Annotated in this window: 19 protein-coding genes and 1 pseudogene; 10 read left to right on the top strand and 10 right to left on the bottom strand. The window is 68.2% G+C overall.

The features are described 5' to 3' along the window. Positions 1-134: 134 nt before the first annotated feature. From CHC08_RS28695 to CHC08_RS28685, 3 genes and pseudogenes are all read right to left on the bottom strand, one after another. Positions 135-347, bottom strand: a pseudogene (locus tag CHC08_RS28695) (zinc-binding dehydrogenase); the annotation flags it as partial. A gap of 36 nt (positions 348-383) precedes the next feature. Beyond that, positions 384-1,154, bottom strand: coding sequence for an aldo/keto reductase (locus CHC08_RS28690; RefSeq protein WP_245878625.1), 771 nt, complete (start codon positions 1,152-1,154; stop codon positions 384-386). Positions 1,155-1,405: 251 nt separating this feature from the next. Beyond that, positions 1,406-1,627 carry a TetR-like C-terminal domain-containing protein gene (locus CHC08_RS28685; protein ID WP_245878622.1) on the bottom strand — a complete coding sequence of 74 codons (222 nt, stop codon included), beginning with the start codon at positions 1,625-1,627 and terminating at the stop codon, positions 1,406-1,408. On the opposite strand from CHC08_RS28685, the gene CHC08_RS49790 reads away from it, so the two are divergent. After that, complete coding sequence (locus CHC08_RS49790; protein WP_179282250.1) at positions 1,614-1,892, top strand: Rossmann-fold NAD(P)-binding domain-containing protein; 279 nt, start codon at positions 1,614-1,616, stop codon at positions 1,890-1,892. The genes CHC08_RS28685 and CHC08_RS49790 overlap by 14 nt on opposite strands. Positions 1,893-1,910: 18 nt before the next feature. On the opposite strand, the gene CHC08_RS28680 is transcribed toward CHC08_RS49790, so the two are convergent. Together CHC08_RS28680 and CHC08_RS28675 are read right to left on the bottom strand one after the other, a co-directional pair. Beyond that, positions 1,911-5,234 (bottom strand): AAA family ATPase, encoded by a 3,324-nt coding sequence (locus CHC08_RS28680; protein ID WP_089210480.1) that lies wholly within the window; start codon positions 5,232-5,234, stop codon positions 1,911-1,913. A 247-nt stretch (positions 5,235-5,481) separates the two neighbouring features. Beyond that, the gene (locus CHC08_RS28675) at positions 5,482-6,477 is read right to left on the bottom strand and encodes a helix-turn-helix transcriptional regulator (RefSeq protein ID WP_089210479.1); all 996 of its coding nucleotides are present in this window, start codon (positions 6,475-6,477) and stop codon (positions 5,482-5,484) included. Between the two features lie 168 nt (positions 6,478-6,645). On the opposite strand from CHC08_RS28675, the gene CHC08_RS28670 reads away from it, so the two are divergent. From CHC08_RS28670 to CHC08_RS28650, 4 genes are all read left to right on the top strand, one after another. Further along, positions 6,646-7,107 (top strand): VOC family protein, encoded by a 462-nt coding sequence (locus tag CHC08_RS28670; protein ID WP_089210478.1) that lies wholly within the window; start codon positions 6,646-6,648, stop codon positions 7,105-7,107. A 180-nt stretch (positions 7,108-7,287) separates the two neighbouring features. Then, positions 7,288-7,563 (top strand): hypothetical protein, encoded by a 276-nt coding sequence (locus tag CHC08_RS51755; protein WP_245878621.1) that lies wholly within the window; start codon positions 7,288-7,290, stop codon positions 7,561-7,563. A gap of 278 nt (positions 7,564-7,841) precedes the next feature. Beyond that, entirely contained in the window at positions 7,842-8,267 is a 426-nt protein-coding gene (locus tag CHC08_RS28660; protein ID WP_218825538.1) for a VOC family protein, read from the top strand. A 665-nt stretch (positions 8,268-8,932) separates the two neighbouring features. Beyond that, positions 8,933-9,502 (top strand): hypothetical protein, encoded by a 570-nt coding sequence (locus CHC08_RS28650; protein ID WP_089210476.1) that lies wholly within the window; start codon positions 8,933-8,935, stop codon positions 9,500-9,502. A gap of 229 nt (positions 9,503-9,731) precedes the next feature. Here CHC08_RS28650 and CHC08_RS28645 read toward each other — a convergent pair whose 3' ends face one another. After that, positions 9,732-10,955, bottom strand: coding sequence for a prolyl oligopeptidase family serine peptidase (locus tag CHC08_RS28645; protein ID WP_179282264.1), 1,224 nt, complete (start codon positions 10,953-10,955; stop codon positions 9,732-9,734). Here CHC08_RS28645 and CHC08_RS28640 point away from each other — a divergent pair. Both CHC08_RS28640 and CHC08_RS51750 read left to right on the top strand, forming a co-directional pair. Next, positions 10,947-11,291: a hypothetical protein gene (locus CHC08_RS28640; RefSeq protein WP_179282263.1), complete on the top strand. Its 345-nt coding sequence runs from the start codon at positions 10,947-10,949 to the stop codon at positions 11,289-11,291. The genes CHC08_RS28645 and CHC08_RS28640 overlap by 9 nt on opposite strands. Before the next feature lie 55 nt (positions 11,292-11,346). Continuing rightward, entirely contained in the window at positions 11,347-11,454 is a 108-nt protein-coding gene (locus CHC08_RS51750; protein ID WP_245878620.1) for a multicopper oxidase domain-containing protein, read from the top strand. Positions 11,455-11,518: 64 nt separating this feature from the next. Here the strand turns inward: CHC08_RS51750 and CHC08_RS28630 are convergent, their stop codons facing one another. Together CHC08_RS28630 and CHC08_RS28625 are read right to left on the bottom strand one after the other, a co-directional pair. Continuing rightward, the gene (locus CHC08_RS28630; protein ID WP_089210474.1) at positions 11,519-12,241 is read right to left on the bottom strand and encodes a hypothetical protein; all 723 of its coding nucleotides are present in this window, start codon (positions 12,239-12,241) and stop codon (positions 11,519-11,521) included. A gap of 159 nt (positions 12,242-12,400) precedes the next feature. Beyond that, a complete protein-coding gene (locus CHC08_RS28625; protein ID WP_089210473.1) occupies positions 12,401-12,913 on the bottom strand; it encodes a CGNR zinc finger domain-containing protein in 513 nt (170 codons plus the stop codon). Positions 12,914-12,950: 37 nt separating this feature from the next. Between CHC08_RS28625 and CHC08_RS28620 the strand changes: the two genes are divergently transcribed. Then, positions 12,951-13,373 (top strand): hypothetical protein, encoded by a 423-nt coding sequence (locus tag CHC08_RS28620; RefSeq protein ID WP_143653376.1) that lies wholly within the window; start codon positions 12,951-12,953, stop codon positions 13,371-13,373. A gap of 2 nt (positions 13,374-13,375) precedes the next feature. Beyond that, a complete protein-coding gene (locus tag CHC08_RS28615; protein ID WP_089210471.1) occupies positions 13,376-13,930 on the top strand; it encodes a GNAT family N-acetyltransferase in 555 nt (184 codons plus the stop codon). A gap of 90 nt (positions 13,931-14,020) precedes the next feature. On the opposite strand, the gene CHC08_RS28610 is transcribed toward CHC08_RS28615, so the two are convergent. Further along, positions 14,021-14,755 (bottom strand): TetR/AcrR family transcriptional regulator, encoded by a 735-nt coding sequence (locus CHC08_RS28610; protein ID WP_089210470.1) that lies wholly within the window; start codon positions 14,753-14,755, stop codon positions 14,021-14,023. Positions 14,756-14,860: 105 nt separating this feature from the next. On the opposite strand from CHC08_RS28610, the gene CHC08_RS28605 reads away from it, so the two are divergent. Continuing rightward, entirely contained in the window at positions 14,861-16,513 is a 1,653-nt protein-coding gene (locus CHC08_RS28605) for an ABC-F family ATP-binding cassette domain-containing protein (protein WP_089210469.1), read from the top strand. Between the two features lie 43 nt (positions 16,514-16,556). On the opposite strand, the gene CHC08_RS28600 is transcribed toward CHC08_RS28605, so the two are convergent. Next, positions 16,557-16,886: an SDR family oxidoreductase gene (locus tag CHC08_RS28600; RefSeq protein ID WP_089210468.1), complete on the bottom strand. Its 330-nt coding sequence runs from the start codon at positions 16,884-16,886 to the stop codon at positions 16,557-16,559. Positions 16,887-16,939: the final 53 nt, after the last annotated feature.

Raw genomic sequence — 16,939 nt, 5'->3', positions numbered from 1 at the left:
AAACGATCGGTTCCCCGACAAGATCACGGCGGGCGGTAGAAGAGCCGGTTCGGCCCTGCGGCGGTGCTCATGAAACGTGCCGGAAAGTCGAGGCGTTCAGGAAGGCGCGCGGGGTCGTTTTTCGTACACCGGGGTCACGTCCAGCGGGGTGGTGTATGAAGTGCTGGATCCGCCTTGTCGCCAACCTCTGCGGTCAGTACATCTGATGCGGGGCCGATCACGAGCACCAGCCGGCCTCGTACGCGGCCCTGTTCGCTGGTGCGGTGGGCTTCGGTGATCTCGGTGAGCGGGAAGGTCAGGTCGACGGGAAGCCAGAAACGCCCGGTGCTGATCACCTCGCCCACCTCGGCGAGTGCGCGGAAGGCGTTGTCGCCGGACTCCGATCAGATGCCGGGAATTCCGTCGAGGGTAGCCAGCACGGCATCGCCGAGGCGGATGGAGCCGGCGGCGACGTTGGACTCGAGGTGCTCGACGCCGGCGGTTCCGGGGATGAGGAGCACGTTGGGTGCGTGGTGAAGCAGCCAGGCGAGGCCGACCTGGGACGGGGAATGTCCGAGGGCTTCGGCCGCGGCTCGGACGGCGGTTTGTTCCGCGACCTTGGGCAGACCGGGAACCGCACTGCCGAGCGGGAAGAACGGCACCCAGGCGATGCCTTCCGCCAGGCACAGGGAGAGAAATCCCTCATCGCGTCGGTCGACGAGGCTGTAAGCGTTCTGCACACAGACAATGCCGGCGGGGATCGCTCGGCGCAGCCCGTCAAGGGTGATGTTGCTCAGCCCGATCGCGCCGATCTTGCCCTCGTCGCGCATCGCTGTCATCGCAGCGAGCTGATCATCGAGGTCGACGGCCTGGTCGCCCTCGGCCCGCAGGCCCGGGCGGTCATCCGGACGTCGGAGGTTCATGACCGCGATCTGTTCAAGTCCGAGGCTCTTGAGGTTGTCCTCGACGCCGGCGCGCAGTTCCTCGGGTCGCTGAGCGAGTCGGAGATGGACGGGTCCGTCAGGATTGGCATCCGCGCCGATCTTGCTCGAGATGAGAACGTCGTCCCCGGAACGGAGCGCTTCGCGGATCAGGTTGTTGACGAGGCCGTTTCCGTAGATGTGAGCCGTGTCGAAGTGGTCGATTCCGAGTTCGGCAGCGCGACGTAGGAGCATGACCGCTTGATCGGGGTTGTTCGCCAAGCGAGTCAGCTGCATGGCTCCGTATCCGATCCGGGAGACCGTTCGACCGGCGAAGGCGGCCGCGCCGCCGGGGCGCCGATCGTCGGTCGAACGGTCTCGGATTTCCGGGATGTCAGGGGTGGACATGCAGACCTCTTTCTTCTGCGATGAGAGTGAGATGAGATGCCCGCGCCAGGCCGTGATGGGCCTTCGCCGGGGCGGGGGCCGGTTCGGCCGTACGCGCGTCAGGGGCGGGTCGACTCACGTGACTCCGGCACGGAGGAGGCCGACAGGGCCGGAAGCAGCACGTTGTCGATCACGGCAGCCGCGTAGTCGGGGTCCGGGCCGACACCCGTGAAGATCAGGCGGTGGAGGCCCAACGCCGGCAGGATCGCGGCCATCAGCGCCGGATCGGCCGGGGCGGCGATCTCGCCGCGGGCCACCGCCCGGTCGATGATCGTCGCCACCGCGCGCTCGACAGGCGGTACGAGCGTCGTGACGCCGGCCGCGTTCGTGCGCCAGTTCAAGGACGCCGCCGTCCCGCTCCTCGGCGATCCAGCGAAGATCGCAGCCCGTATCATCGACGGCGCCGAGCGGCAGCCCGCTCCGCTGAGGCTCGTGCTGGGCAGCGACTCCTACGAGGCGGTCACCACCGCCCTGCGCGACCGCCTCGCCCAGGTCGAGCCCCAGCAGGCTGTCGCCGCTCAGACCGACGCCGACTCCTACGCATAGCGGAGGGGCATCCCAGCTCTAAACCGCTCCTGTACCAGCAAGGTCGTTACCGCTGCAGGGGAGCTCGGCGAGCAAGTCGTTGGCGCGCGCCGCGAAAAGGTGGGCTCCGCGCTCCTGCGAAAGGGTGAGCGCTCGATGGGCGGTGCGCACGGCGGACTGGACGTCGCCGCCGGCTCGGAGTGCCTTCGCGCGGATGAGGAAAACCAAGCCCTCCGCATACCGTTCGCCGTACGTGTCGATGAACGTCTCGGCCTTGCCCAACGCGGTTATGGCGGCGGAGACATCGTCGGCGCAAAGCTGGACCTCGGCAAGGAGCGCGTACCAGGTGGCTAGGTTCGATCGAGGTGGGTCGACCAGTGTGGTCTCAATGATGCGCTCCATCTCCATGGCCGACGTGACGGGGTCACCGCCGGACATGGCCTTCGCCCAGTGCCTCGCGAGCCGCGGGTAACTGCCGGAAAACGTGAAGGAGAAGTCCGGATCGGCGTTGATCGCCGTCTCAGCCGCCCGCAGCGCCCAGGCGAAGTCTCCCGCAGCGGCTGCCGCGGTGACAGCGAATGAGCCCCAAATGCTGATGGCGTAGGGGTCGTCGCCGGCGTCGAACTCCACCACGTCAAAAAGGTGGCGCGCGGCAACCAGATCGCCGTGCAACGCGGTGTTCAGCGCCAGCATGACCGGCGTCATCATCTGCAGTCGGTGTCGCAGCGGCTCGGCGTCTCGCTGGGCACGGATGAGCGAATCGGATTGGCTCAGGTTCCGGTGGGCCTCACCGATGTTGCCTGAACTCCACTGATGGACTCCCCACGCGTGATGGCCGGAAGCCTGGACGACAGGGTCCGAGGAGCGCTGACCATGAACCAGCAGTCGGCGCGCGAGCCGCCCAGCAGCGTCGAGCTGGATGCCCTGGGCGTGAGCCAGGAACCGGGAGAAGAGGAAGCCGGTAGCCTCCCGTTCTTGGCCGAGCGACCGCGCGACCTTCTCGGCGCGGTCCAGATGGTCCATGGTGGCTCCGACGAAGCCGGCGTGGATACCCGCGACGGCAGTCAGCTCGGTGAGCGCGGTCAGCTCAAGGCCGAGGAGTCCGGCGCTGCGTGCGATGTGGGCCGCGGTGTCGAGGTGCTTCTCCGCAGTCTCGTAGGCGGATCGTCTTGCCGCGATGCGGGCCGCGACAATGAGTGCTTGCGCCGTCTGCTCCGGCTCGGCGAGCGGGCCCGCCGAGCACAGGTGGTGGGCGAGTGCCTCACCATGACGCTCGGCTGGTTCATGGATCTGCGCGAGCGCGGACGCGATGGCTAGATGGAAGTGGCTTGCGTTTGATCGGGACGTCGAGCGGGCCACTGACTCGCGGACGAGATCGTGCACGAACCGCCAGTCACCCGAGGAGCCGGAGGTCACCTCGACCAGTCCGAGCGCTTCAAGGGCCTCCAGGCGAGTGAGGCACTGCGACGCGTCGAGGCCGGATGCCCTCGCCAACAGGCGGGCGTCGATATCGCGGCCCATCAGGGCCGCGATATCGATGAGACGACGGTCCCCGTCATCGAGCTTGCTCGTCCGGTCGCTGACGATGTCGCGCACCGTGGACGGGACGGCGGCTTGGGCTGCCGCTTGGTCAGACAGGTGGTCCTCTTCGGCCAGGAATCTCGCGAGCTCGCGCACGAACAGGGGGTTGCCTTCGGTGCGGGCCTGTATGTTTCGCGCGACGCCGGGACTCGGAGACCGTCCAGTCTCTTGGTGGATCAACTCGGCGACGTCAGATGGGCCGAGGGGACCAAGAGCGACGCGTCGGTGGCGGTCTTGGCGCGCGACCGCCGCCAACATGCGCCGCACGTGTTGGCTGGGCGTCGGTGCATGGTCGCGTAGGGTGCCCATCAACACGCTCCTGTCCGGGAGCGACTCGGCTAGGTGTGCGAACAGCTGAAGCGAGGCCTGGTCTGCCCAGTGAAGGTCATCCACGACCACGACCAAGGGCCGGCGTGCAGCGGCTGCGCTGAACAGTGCGACGACGTTGCTGTACAAACGGAATTGCGCTCCGGCGTCTGGTCGCGCCAGAACTTCGGCATCGTGTGCGGGGTGCTGCAGCAGGTCGCCGAGTTCGGCGGTCCAACGCGCCCGGTCGTTCTCCGGTAGTTCCGCGATCAGGGCCTCGACGATCTGGACCCAGGGCCACATCGATGGGGCGCCTTCTCCGTCGTGGCATCGACCCCAGAAGGTAAAGGCACCGTTCGCGGCGGCCTCGTCGGTGACTTCGGCAAGCAACCGGCTCTTGCCCACTCCTGGTGGACCCTCGACGAGTACGATCTGCGCTCGGGTGAAGGTGGCCGAGTCGATGGCATGGCGGAGGAGGGTGAGTTCCTCTTGTCGACCCACGAGACGATCGGACCGGCTGCCGGAAAGTTTTCGCGCTCCGCTCGTGGAGTGTGCGCCGGACGTGGATCTGGGCGCGACTTCCGGGAGAAGGCCGGCGACGCGTGGTGTGAAGACAGCCTCGGTTTGTTGAAGAACTTGTCGGTGCGCCTCGCGAAGCGCTGGACCGGGATCGATGCCCAGATCGTGGGCCAGCCGTGCTCGCACCGTGTCGAACACGGACAGGGCCTCCGCCTGCTGTCCCGACGCCGCCAGGGCGGTCATGAGCGTCGACTGAATGGTCTCGTCGATGGGCGCGATCCATGCGGCGAGGCGCAGTGGTTGCAAGATGCGTTTGGCATGGCCGCGAGGCACGGTAACGCGAGCGGCCTCGACGCAGGCGTCGAGCAGCTCGCGGTTGACGGAGGCGATCAGAGGGCTGGCGGCGGAGCTGAGGGCCAGCCCGTCGCCCGCGGACCCTCGCCACCGCGACAGAGCCTCTTCGTAAGCATTGACTCCCTCCTCGAACCGGTGAGCGTCCAGTGCGGCGCGGGCGAGGCCGAGGAGCCGGCGAAATTCAGTCAGGTCGAGCGCCACGCGGCTGTCATCGAACTGGTAGCCGCTGCCGCGGCGGTGGAGGTAGGAGCCGGGCGCCCGCGCGGGCAGGTTCGGTTCGAGCAGCCGTCGCAACGTCCCGACATATTTGTGCACGATATTCAACGCCGACGTCGGCATGCTTTCGTCCCAGACGAGGTCGATGAGCTCAGAAGAGCTGACCGGTCGACCCGCACGCATCAGCAACAGGGCCAGCAGGTAGGTCTGCTGTCGCGGTCCGATGTCGACCTCGACGCCGTCACGCCACACCCGTAAGGGACCGAGGACCTGGATGGTCAGCGAAGCGGCGCCACCTCCCGGACGGGCCACGGGGATGGCAGCAGCGGGTACGACGAGCGTCGGTTCGGTTCCGACGCTTCGTCGGGAGGGGGAGGTGTCGGCCATCGAGCCCTTCCTCGGACTGGGTGGATGTTGAGGAAAGGCTACGCGTCGGCCTCGGCCGTTCAACTCTGCCGGGTCGTGTTCGAAGTTCGGATCACTGGGATGCTCTCTTTCTTGCTCGGGCACGGCGCCGCGCGTTGAATCGGGCGCGATGTGCGACCACCCGACCGCTTGCGTTTGGCCGATTCCGCATGGTGCCGACGAGTTCACCTGTCTGCTCGACCACTGCGTCTTTCGTCGGCGTGGCAACTCAGGATGTCGGTGATGTGATGCCGTGGCCGGCTGTGGTTCTGGTGAATCGGCGGGCGAGGTGTTCGAAGGCGTCGGTGAGTTCGTCGGGGCCGATGACTTCGATGTCGGCGTCGTAGCGGGCGATGGCGGCGGCGAGGCTGGGCCAGGACCAGGATCCGAGGGTGAGCCGGCAGCGGTGGGGGCTGGTCTCCTCCACGAGTCCGTCGCGGGTGTAGAGGGCCACGGTGGCGGCGGGCAGGTCGAGGATCACCGTGCCTTGGCAGGGCCAGTCGCCCGAGGCGTCGCCGGAGCCGCGGAACGTGCCGGTGACGAAGGCGGCGGCGTCTCCTCCGGGCAGGACGCGTGGAGTGAACCGGGGCCCGTTGGGGGTGCGCGGGGTGATCCGGTCTGCGCGGAAGGTGCGCCAGTCGTCGCGGTCGAGGTCCCAGGCGATGAGGTACCAGCGTCCGTCCCAGGTGATGACGTGGTGGGGTTCGACGCGGCGCGGGGGTTCGTCCGTGGCCTCGCCACCGTAGTCGAAGCACAGGATCTCGCGGGCGTGGACGGCGGCGCTGATGGTCAGGAGCACGTCGCCGTCGACCGGGGTGGGCGGCCGGGTGACGGGTCGTTCGACGGCGGTGACGCGCAGCGCGTTGACGCGGTGCCGGAGCCGGGAGGGCATGACCTGCCGGATGGTGTTCAGTGCCCGTTCTGCGGATTCGGCGAGGCCGTTGCCGGGGGTGGTGGCGGCGATCTGCAGGGCGACGGTGAGGGCGACGGCCTGTTCGTCGTCGAACAGCAGCGGGGGGAGTTCGGTGCCGGCGCCGAGCCGGTAGCCGCCGTCGGGGCCTTTGACGGCGGCGATGGGGTAGCCGAGCTCGCGGAGCCGGTCGACGTCGCGGCGCACGGTGCGCAGGCTGATGTCCAGGCGATCGGCCAGCACCGTACCGGACCAGTCCCGGCGGGTCTGCAGCAGCGACAGCAGGGCCAGCAGTCGGGCAGAGGTTTTCGGCATGAGCCTGATTCTGCCCGAAGTAGGTGCCACATCCTGTCACCTACCCCTGCGAATCTTCGTCTCGAGCCGGTCAGCCACCCGATTCGGCCTTCCTCGGTTCCCTCAAACGAGACTTATCAGCCCATATCGGGTGCACCGCGCCCGGAAAATCAACAGGGAGTCACCATCATGGCCATCTCCACTACCACCCACCTGAACTTCCGCGGCGACGCCCGCTCGGCGCTGGAGTTCTACCAGACCGTGTTCGGCGGCCACCTCACCACCATCGCCTACGGCGACTTCGGCATGCCGAAGGAACTGCCCGACGCCGACAAGATCGTCTTCGGTCAGGTCACGGCCGACAACGGCTTCAGCATCATGGCCTACGACGTGCCCAGCCAGGCACCGGCCGCCGCCGCGCCCGCCGCCACCACTCGCGAGCACGGCATGACACTGACCGGCGAGCGGTTCTTCGTCTCCGTCCGCGGCGAAACCGCCGAGGAAGTCGGCGCGTTGTGGGACAAACTCGCCGACGGCGCCGACCTCATCGAGAAGTACGGCCCGTCGCAGTGGGCCCCGGGCTTCGGGATGCTGACCGACCGCTTCGGCGTCACCTGGATCCTCGACGTCGCCGCCCCGTACGCCGGCTGACCACCAACGCACTCATCCGGTCCGAGGCGGCCTGGGAAGGCCGCCTCGGACCACCCCGGCCCTCCGCCTTTCGAAGGAACAAATCATGCGCACTCGCCCCCTCGGCCGTAGGGGAGCTATCTGCCGGAGGGCGAGAGCTGGTACTTCACAAATCTGCGCTCCCGGGGCCGGGCGCTGCTGATGCTGTTCCTGTTCAGCGAGGTCGGTGAGGAGGACGCCCCGACCCGGATCCGGGTCGGCTCACACCTCGACGTGCCGAAGGTGCTGGAGAAGTACGGGGAGGACGGGGCGAGCGGGCTGGCCCTTGCGCCCGATCTGGTGGCGGCGTCCGACCACCGGCCACTCGCCCTCGCCACCGGATCCCGGGCGACGCTTTCCTGTGCCATCCATTCCTGGTGCACGCGGCGCAACCGCACCATGGGGTGCGACCGCGCTTCATGGCCCAGCCGCCGCTAATGCCGGCCGCGCCGTACGAACTGGAGCGGGCCGACGGCGCGTACTCACCCGTGGAGATCGCGATCCGTCGGGGCCTGGGACAGGACACCCCCGGTCGGGACGGGGACGGCCTGCATGCGTGCGTTTGAGTTTTCGGACGCGGCACCCCATGGCGGTGACGGGCCAGAACTTAGCATGCTTCCCGGTGTCGAGAACGTGGCATTAGCTCCGTCCCAGGTACACCAGCGGCCCACAACGGGCCGCGACGAAGGAGGAGAACCACCATGACGCTCCAGCGGATGGACAACGTCGGCATTGTCGTCGACGACCTTGAGGCTGCCATTGCGTTCTTCGTAGAACTCGGCATGGAACTGGAGGGCGAAGCGCAGATCGAGGGCACCTGGGCGGACCGCACCGTCGGACTCGACGGCGTCCGCTGCGACATCGCGATGATGCGGACCCCAGACGGCCACGGCCGGCTGGAACTGGCGAAATACCACGCCCCCGCGGCGATCGGCGCCAGACCGCACAACCCGCCGCACAACACGCTGGGCATGCATCGCGTCATGTTCGCCGTCGACGACATCGAGGACGTCATTGCCCGCCTGCGCACCCACGGCGCCGAACTCGTCGGTGAACTGGCCCAGTACGGGGACAGCTACCGGCTCTGCTACGTCCGCGGCCCCGAGGGGATCATCATCGCGCTGGCCGAGCAGCTCAGCTGACAGCCCGTCGCGGCCGACCTGCGACCAACCAGAACGATCCGCTGGACGGACCAAGAAAACGACGACGAAAGGGCTGACCGTGCAACCGAACGAAGTCACCGAGGTTCTGAACCGGCCGATCAGTCAGGAACTGCTGGCTCGCGACGTGACCCGCCTGGCCTGCGTCGCCAAGGACGGCACGCCCCGCAACATCCCGATCATCTTTGCCTGGAACGGCCCGGAGATCATCATATGCACTCCGAGTTGGGCAGATCGCCCAGGCCTCAACCCCCACCGCGATGCGCGGAAAGGCCTGCTCCTGCCGGCCGCGGCGGGTGCCGATCAGCAGCGGCGATCCGGCGCGGCCGGATCTGGGACACCACCGTTTCCTCCGGCGTCGGATCCGCCACGAAGGGGCACAGCGCCAAAGCCCGACCCTCGTCCCCTTTTTTCGCTGATCGACGAAAGCTCTGTGTCGTGTGCCGAAAGATGGACGTGAATCGTCGAGAACAGTAGCCTCATCGCCAGTCGTACATGGGGTTCCACGGCGAGAGGAGCCGTCCATGGCTCAAAAGACGAGTAAATCATCATGGGCCCGGCCTCAGCCCAGCGTCCGTCGATCGAACGTAGTCGGTTACACCATCGCCGTCCTCGTCGCCGCCCTGATAGCAGGGCCGCTGGGAGCCGTGATCGGCTACGCCGTCGGCCGCCCTGACGCCAGTCAGGCCGCCATCGCCGCCATGCAGGAGGCGGACGTGAAACGAGACGCCCAGCAGATCGGCGAGCTGACCGCCCTGGCGCGCGCGAGCGCCGACGACCTGAACAAGGTACTGGCCGGACTCGCCCAGGCACTCCCCCAGGACAGAACCTCTGCTGCGCAACCGGCCGGACCGGAGCAGATCGACGGTTGGCAGCAGATCCTCCGGCAGACCGTCGACAAACACGCGGACGCCCCCTCGGGGACGACCGCGACCAACGTGGCGCGTGGAGGATTTCGCAGCGCGGTGAACGCTCTGGTCACTACGGTCGACACGTATGCGGCCAGCCGGCAGCTTCCCGAAAGCGCCCGGCAGACCTTCCTCGATCTCGCCGCACGCCAACGCTCCGTCGCCGTCATGATGTGGTCCGTCGCAGCGACCCAGCTCGACCAGCTCAACGTCGACGCCGGCAACGGCCACCAACATGCCTACCTGACAAGTACGCCAGAGGAAGGCGCCATTACCGCAGACGACGTTCCGGAGGGCACGTCCAACTAACGACGCGGGAAACAAAGGATATGCAGGTCGGCGACCCGCCTTCCAAGCCGTGCCCGAAGGCCCTTAAAGAAGCTCCGACCTGCGTATCCGTTGAAAATTTCGCCGACACTACCTGGGACCCAGAAAGGGCGGCCTGGCTGCCGGAGCCGGCGGCCAGGCCGTACCAGGTCATGCCGGGCGCGGGTGCCCGTGCCGCCGTCAGGATTGGCCGGCACGGGCACCCGGCCGGTCACCGGTCACCGTTGAACGTGTGCCGTCCCTTCTTGCCGCAGCCGTCGAGGGTGATGGTGATCGGCCCGTCGCTGGTCACGTTCAGCGCCGCGTCGCAGCGGACCCGTGCGCGCTTGACGTTGACGACCAGCTCGCTGATATTGGTTGCCGAGATGTCGAGCCGGTTGCGGGCCGGAATCCTGGGCGCCGCCTCCCAGTCCTTGGACTGCCTGGTGTAGGAGACCGGGCCGATCGCGCCCTGGAGCTCGCCCGACTCGGACCGGGTCGGCGTGGCGGCCGGGTCGCCCTGGCCGAAGCCGTGGGAGAACACGTCGATCGTGCCGGTCCGTGTGTTGGCGGCCTCGTCGCGCAGCTTGAGGCCGGACACCCAGTAGGCGTGGTCGGCGTTGAGCCCGACCGCGGGCTCGTTCATCATGCCGTTCAGCACGTAGGTCACGTGCACCGGGTCACGGACCACCCGGCGGTCGCCCATCCAGTCCACCATCGGCTGGAACTCGTTGCCCAGCGGGAAGGCGTGCCCGACCGGGAAGGAGTAGAAGTCGTACCGGTAGCCCATCGCGTCCAGCTTGTTCATGTACTCGACCTGCGCCCAGTACGAGCACACCGTGTCCTGGGTGCCGGCCCACAGCAGCTGCGGCACGTTGCGGAAGGACGGCGCGAGCAGCCGGGCCAGCGACGCGTCGCCGCCCGGAACAGGGCCGCCCTCCCGGTAGACGGCGCCCGAGCTGGGGCACGAGACGATCGCCGGCGTTGCGGCGAACAGGTCGGGGAACTGCCCGGCGAGCTTCCAGGTGGCGTACCCGCCCATGGACAGGCCGCCGATCACGGCCCGGTCGGGGTCGAGCCGGTAGCGGTGTGCGACGTCGGCCCAGATCTCGAACACCTCAGCACCGGCCTGCCCGTAATACCAGTAGGTGGTGCCGCGGGCGTTGGGGGTCACCGAGATGTACGGGGTCTCCCGGTCGCCGACCTGGCGCTGCCAGTTCGGCTGCCCGCCGGAGTAGCTGTTGTGGTTGCCGCCCGTGGCGTGCGGGTTGACCATCAGGCCGTCGCCGCGCTTGGGCGCCGGTGCGTCCGGCACGTAGATCTCGTACGGCTGGAGCCGGCCGGCGAAGCTGGGCGGCTGGTTGGCCAATCCCGCGCTGTACGCGCTGATGTACAGCGAGCCCACGAAAGAGACGTCGGCGCCTTCAAGGTCGGCATGGAGGCCCTGATGAGCCATATCCGACGCCTCGCCGTCGGTGGCTGGCTCCGCGTCGACGAGGAACTCGCGGTCACACTCATCCACGCCACGGCGCGCGGTGCCGTGCTCACCTGGCTGACCCTGCCCGAAGACCGGCGCGACCCGGCCCTGCTGACCGCTCTCCGGGAATCCATGGTCGCCGCCGTGACCAGCCAGGTGCCCGCCGTGCAGGACTCGGGCCCGGCCGGCGCAGCCCGCGCCCTACGCGCCGCGCTGCCCGAACAGACAACCCTCAGCGGCGCTGAACGGCATCTGCTGACGGAGTGGCATGTGATGCCGTCGATCAGCCGCGTCTCCCCTGCGGTTCGCCGGTGATCCAGTTCCAGCTGTCGATCGTGGTGCGCATCAGGCGAGCCGGCCGGGCGAATCAGTGGAGATCATCACCCGGTTCGACGGCTACCGCGGCCGCTACCTGTTCCACTGCCACAACGCCGAACACGAGGACATGGGCATGATGGCCAACCTCGAGATCATCTAGGAGCGTCCGCCATGCCTGCCCATCCCGGCATCGTCATCATCGGGACGGGACAGCGGCTCGGCTCTTAGGCGGCCAGCTTCTCGAGGCCGGTCCGAACCCAGCTGAGGCCCAGTTCGTCGGCCAGGCTCCGAGCAGTCTCGATGAGCGTGGCACGCTCAGGATCATCCTCGGGCAGCTCACCGGCGAGCAACAGCTGGGCCGCAGCGATCTGCGGACGCATGCCGGCTGCGGAGCGCAGATGAAGCGAGCGTCGCAGCATGCGCAGCCCCTCTTCGCGATCGCCGTCGTTGATCACATGCCAGGCCGAGTGGCGGAGCACGATGGACTCGAGGATCAAGTCGCCTTCCTGGTGGGAGGCTTGTAGGGCCTTGGTGTAATGCGCCTTCGCGGCAGCACTGTCTTCGCGGACGTTGTCGAGGAGCGCACCCCAGTGGAACTCGCCCCATCCGTGCGTCTTCGGGTCGGCGGCAGCGAAACGGTACCCCTCCTCTGCGGTCTCGTAGTCCTCTGGCAGCGGGTCCAGCTGGAAGAGCAGACGAGTGTAGGCGAGCCGGGCGGTGAGTAGACGAGCTTGCGGCGATTCCGGATCGAGGGCCGCTATCGCTTCGGCCGCGGCTTCGATGCCGTCGACTCGGAACAAGAACCGCTCGTACAGGATCTCGGCCTTCAGCTCGAGCGCTTCGGTGCTCTGCTCTTCGGCCAGCAGCGCAGCGGCGTGATCCCAGTCACCGAGTGCGTGGAGGCGGCGGGCCGCACCGAGGCTCGTGTAGGCGTCATTATCTATCATGCTGCCTACATTAAGAGTTGGGAATGTAGGTGGTCAAATGAACTACAGCGACTACATGGAGAGTTGTGGCCCGTCCGGCAGTCGAATCAGCCCGCCGAGCTGCCGCGCCAGATCTTCGCCCGGCACACGGCGTGGTTCTCGGCGTCTGCGGGCACGGCATCATCGGATGGTGGCCGCCTTGCGGCGGGCGCGGTGGTTGGCGACGGTCGTCCGGCTGGCGCAGGTGTTGGAGCAGAAGCGGCGGCTGCGGTTGCGCGAGTCGTCGACGTAGAAGCGAGTGCAACCGTCCGCCTGGCAGCGACCCACGGTCACCTCCGGGTCTCCACAGATCGCGTGTGCGAGGGCCGCGGCGCAGCTGCGGCCAAGCCAAGCGACGGGCTCCTCTCCGTCGCGGGCGAAGTGCAGGTGCTGACCCTCCCCGTCGTGCTCACTGACATAGATCGCGGGTGGGAAGCGTTCCAGGAGCAGGTTGACGGGGGCGATCGGCCCTGCGTCCGCGACGGCCGCGACCGCCTCGTGCAGGGGTCGAAGGAGACCTTCCAGCTCGTCGACGTCCGGTTCGGCGATGTGGTGCTGGCGGAAGAACTCTCGCCGCAGCTCGCTGGGCTCGTCACCGTTGACCAGTTCGACGGCCAGCCGGGTCAGATTACCAATGTAGGCAACGTAATGCACTTGACCACCTACCTCCTTCGCTCTCATAGTAGGCGGCATGAACATGAACACCTACTACGCTATGACGTCTGTCTACATTACGACGTCTGCCGAAGGTGCCGCGCGGGCCCTGAAACGGGGTGTCGTGGCCGAGCACCTGGATCACGCTCCCGAACAGGCGAAAGAACGCTACCTCCATGCCTTTGACGCGGCCGTCAAGGACCAGGACCTGATGTTCGGAGTCCTATGCGATCAGGCACCTGGGCGGCCAGGCCATAGCCGACGGCGACATGGCCGGCCTCGCCTGCCGCGCCGGTCGTATCGCCTGCGTGCCGCCCCGGGCGCCCACCCCCGGATCGCGTCCGCGGCGGTCACGCTCGGCGCCTGCCTCCCACCCGGCGCCGAGGCCGGACAGACGAAGGAGACCGCGGCACACACAGCCCGCGAACTCGGGCCGACCTGGCTGATCAAGGCCCTGTGAAAATGATCGCCGACATCGATCTGGGCCAGGGCCTGCGGCTGCGCACCTTGACCGCACATGACGTCGACCTCGTGGTCGAGGCCACCGGCACCGAGATGGCCCGGGCCCTCTGGGGGCCACACCCAGGGCCCTACACACCTCGGGACGCGCGCGCGGCGCTGAACGACTGGGATCCAGCCGCAGGATGCCAGGCGTCCCACGGAATACTCAAACACGACCGCCTGCTCGGTGCCCTAGGGCTGATGATCGACGGCCCGCACAGCGCCGAACTCGCCTACTGGGTGCGACCGGAAAGCCGTCGCCAAGGCCTTGCCCTGCGCGGTGTCAACGCGCTGACCCGCTGGACGCATGACGAACTGGGCCTAGACCGGATCTGGCTTGAGATCAACCCCGCCAACACCCCCTCGCTACGTCTGGCCGACCGCGTCGGCTACCGGTACGAACAACGCCTCCCGCATCACTGCCGTGCCTGGACCACACCCGACCCCGACCACGACACCTGGCACGACTGCATGATCTGGGTGCACGCCAACCTCACGACATCACCGGCCACCTGAGCCGGGGGTCGAGGTGCAGCGGAACGAAAACGTACGCCAAGCCGGCTCTCGCAGACCATGACCACCGCGCGTCTTCGGCTCGGCCGGTTCTCAGGTCCGCGTGGGGACCTCGGCGGCGGCGTTGGCCCGGATGCCGTCGAGAAGCCACGTGAGGCCGAGGGCGAAGCTGCCGTCCCATTCGTCGTCCACGGTGAGGGGACCGTGGGCTGCGAGCGCGGGGTAACGCTCACGATTGGCACGCAGGTGCTCCTGGGCGGCCTGCCGCGTCGCCTGCTCCACGTTGGTCGTCCAGGTGGTCTGCATCAGCGCGGAGCCGATGACGTAGTTGGACAGCCCGTACGCCGCGGCGGTCAGGTGAGGCTCGGTGACCCCGGCTCTCAGCAGGGTGGCGTACAGGAACTCGCTGCGGGCCAGCACGTTGGGCCCCAGCATCGGACGACCTAGGAGCGTCGCCGACCAGGGGTGATTCAGCAGGGTGGTGCGCCACCGGCCGATCAGCGCGGTGATGTCGGCACGCCAGCCGCGATCGCCCACCGGCGGGATCTCGACTTCCGCGAAGATCGCATCAAGTGCGAGGTCAAGGACGTCGTCCTTGGTCTTCACATGCCAGTACAGCGTGGTGGAGCCGGTGCCGAGCCGCTCGGCGAGCCGCCGCATGGTCAGCCGGCCGACGCCTTCCTCGTCCAGGAGGGCCACGGCCTCTTCGACGATCCGGCCCCGGCTGAGCGGGGGCGCGTCGCGCCCCGCCCGCGCGGACGGCCGCAGCCACACGCCTCCCGCCGCCCCCGAACTCCCCGTTCCCGGCCCCGCCTTGCTCGTGTCCACACGGACGAGTTTAGTATGGTGATCGAGCACCGGATCATTGGTCCGGTCACTAGAACAGCGATCCAGGGCCGATTCAGGGCCTCCATCCGGACAGAGGAGGCCGGTATGGCGGGGCATGTCGAGGTGGACCGGCTGACCTACGTGCTGCCGGACGGACGGCTGCTCCTTCACGAGGTGTCGTTCCGCATCGGCGACGGGGTCAAGGCCGGGCTGGTGGGGCCGAACGGCGCGGGCAAGACCACCCTGTTGCGATTGATCGCCCAGGATGTGCAGCCGGATGACGGCCGCGTGGTCCACTCCGGAGGGCTGGGGGTGATGCGGCAGTTCATCGGCAGCGTCCGCGACAGCCGGACCCTGCATCACCTGCTGCTGTCGGTGGCGCCGGACCGGGTCCGCACGGCCGCCGCGGTCTTGGAACGGGCGGAGTCGGCGATGGCGGCCCACGACGACGAGAAGACGCAACTGGCCTACGCGCAGGCGATCACCGACTACGCCGACGCAGGCGGTTATGACATGGAGGTCGTCTGGGACACCTGCACCACCGCGGCGCTGGGCCTGCCCTACGACACGGTCCGCGACCGCCCGGTGAACACCCTTTCTGGAGGCGAGCAGAAACGCCTCGTCCTGGAAACCCTGCTGCGCGGCCCCGATGAGGTCCTGCTGCTGGACGAGCCGGACAACTACCTGGACGTGCCCGCCAAGCAGTGGCTGGAGGCCCGGTTGCGGGCGACCTCCAAGACCGTGCTGCTGGTCTCCCACGACCGGCAACTGCTGGCCAATGCCGCCGACCGCATCGTGACGGTGGAGTCACGTGGCGTCTGGGTCCACGGCGGAGGCTTCGCCACCTACGCCCAGAGCCGTCAGGATCGCACCGCCCGGCTGGAGGAGCGGCGCCGTCGCTGGAACGAAGAACACGCCAGGCTCAGGCAGCTGGCGCGCACCCTGCAGCAGAGCGCGGCCAACAACGACGCGGTGGCCTCGGCCTACCGGGCCGCGCGCACCCGGCTGAGCCGGTTCGAGGAGGTCGGCCCGCCCGAACGCCCGCCCAGGAAGCAGAACGTGCGGATGCGGCTGCGCGGCGGCCGCACCGGCAAGCGCGCCGTCATCTGCGAGAACCTGGAGCTCACAGGCCTGATGCGGTCGTTCGACGCCGAAATCTGGTACGGCGAGCGCATCGGGGTGCTCGGTTCGAACGGCTCGGGCAAGTCCCACTTCCTGCGACTGCTGGAGCAGGCCGCGGACGGCGCGGCCCCCACCGTGCGGCACAGCGGCTCGGTGCGACTGGGAGCGCGGGTGGTGCCCGGCCACTTCGTCCAGACCCACGCCCGGCCGGATCTGCATGCCCGCACCCCGGCCGAGCTGGTCATGACCGGTCACGCGCTCACCCTGAACGAGGCGATGGCCGCCCTGGCCCGCTACGAACTCGCCCCCGCCGCGACCCAGCGGTTCGAGACCCTGTCCGGCGGCCAGCAGGCCCGGCTGCAGATCCTGCTGCTGGAGTTGTCCGGTGCGACCCTCCTGCTCCTCGACGAGCCGACCGACAACCTGGACCTGGCCAGCGCCGAAGCCCTGCAGCAGGGCCTGACCGCCTACTCCGGCACCGTCATGGCCGTCACCCACGACCGCTGGTTCGCCGCCGACTTCGACCGCTTCCTGATCTTCGGCGCTGACGGGCTCGTCTACGAGAGCGCCGAACCGATCTGGCACGAAGGCCGCGTCGAGCGCACACCACAGGCTCGGATTCCGTATCGAAGCTGACGGTCCGGGGACGGCAGCCGGGGACGCTTTTGTCGCACGGCTGTCAAAGGCGCAGCCCGAGGGGCGCCGCTCCCACGAGGCCGCCGTCGATGACGAGGTCCTGACCGGTGATGTACGACGCGTCTTCCGAGGCCAGGAAGGCGACGGCGGCGGCGACATCGTCCGGGTGGCCGAGCGAGCCGAGCGGCACCTCCGCCGTGATGCGGGTCTCCGCGTCGGGGTCGATGGCGGACCGGTACATCTCGGTCTCGATGTAGCCGGGGCTGACGGAGTTGACGCGAATGCCCCGCGGCGCGAGGCCGGTGCCGGGGAACGCGCGCATCTCGGAACTGCGCCGCTGCCGCGCATCTGTGGAGAGCCGGGAAATGCCCATCAGGTCATGCTATGTCGTGATTAACAAGCCTCGTCTGTACGGAACGCCCACGG

It is taken from the genome of Streptosporangium subroseum (genome assembly GCF_900188345.1).
In the GTDB taxonomy this organism is placed as follows: domain Bacteria; phylum Actinomycetota; class Actinomycetes; order Streptosporangiales; family Streptosporangiaceae; genus Streptosporangium; species Streptosporangium subroseum.
This window is presented reverse-complemented; position numbering and strand designations above follow the sequence as displayed.

Coding starts and splice junctions, on each gene's coding strand:
- CHC08_RS28690 (WP_245878625.1), bottom strand. CDS start 1,154: ATGCTCCTACGTCGCGCTGCCGAACTCGGAATCGACCACTTCGACACG.
- CHC08_RS49790 (WP_179282250.1), top strand. CDS start 1,614: ATGATCGTCGCCACCGCGCGCTCGACAGGCGGTACGAGCGTCGTGACG.
- CHC08_RS28680 (WP_089210480.1), bottom strand. CDS start 5,234: ATGGCCGACACCTCCCCCTCCCGACGAAGCGTCGGAACCGAACCGACG.
- CHC08_RS28675 (WP_089210479.1), bottom strand. CDS start 6,477: ATGCCGAAAACCTCTGCCCGACTGCTGGCCCTGCTGTCGCTGCTGCAG.
- CHC08_RS28670 (WP_089210478.1), top strand. CDS start 6,646: ATGGCCATCTCCACTACCACCCACCTGAACTTCCGCGGCGACGCCCGC.
- CHC08_RS51755 (WP_245878621.1), top strand. CDS start 7,288: ATGCTGTTCCTGTTCAGCGAGGTCGGTGAGGAGGACGCCCCGACCCGG.
- CHC08_RS28660 (WP_218825538.1), top strand. CDS start 7,842: ATGGACAACGTCGGCATTGTCGTCGACGACCTTGAGGCTGCCATTGCG.
- CHC08_RS28640 (WP_179282263.1), top strand. CDS start 10,947: ATGAGCCATATCCGACGCCTCGCCGTCGGTGGCTGGCTCCGCGTCGAC.
- CHC08_RS28645 (WP_179282264.1), bottom strand. CDS start 10,955: ATGGCTCATCAGGGCCTCCATGCCGACCTTGAAGGCGCCGACGTCTCT.
- CHC08_RS28630 (WP_089210474.1), bottom strand. CDS start 12,241: ATGATAGATAATGACGCCTACACGAGCCTCGGTGCGGCCCGCCGCCTC.
- CHC08_RS28620 (WP_143653376.1), top strand. CDS start 12,951: ATGAACATGAACACCTACTACGCTATGACGTCTGTCTACATTACGACG.
- CHC08_RS28615 (WP_089210471.1), top strand. CDS start 13,376: ATGATCGCCGACATCGATCTGGGCCAGGGCCTGCGGCTGCGCACCTTG.
- CHC08_RS28605 (WP_089210469.1), top strand. CDS start 14,861: ATGGCGGGGCATGTCGAGGTGGACCGGCTGACCTACGTGCTGCCGGAC.
- CHC08_RS28600 (WP_089210468.1), bottom strand. CDS start 16,886: ATGGGCATTTCCCGGCTCTCCACAGATGCGCGGCAGCGGCGCAGTTCC.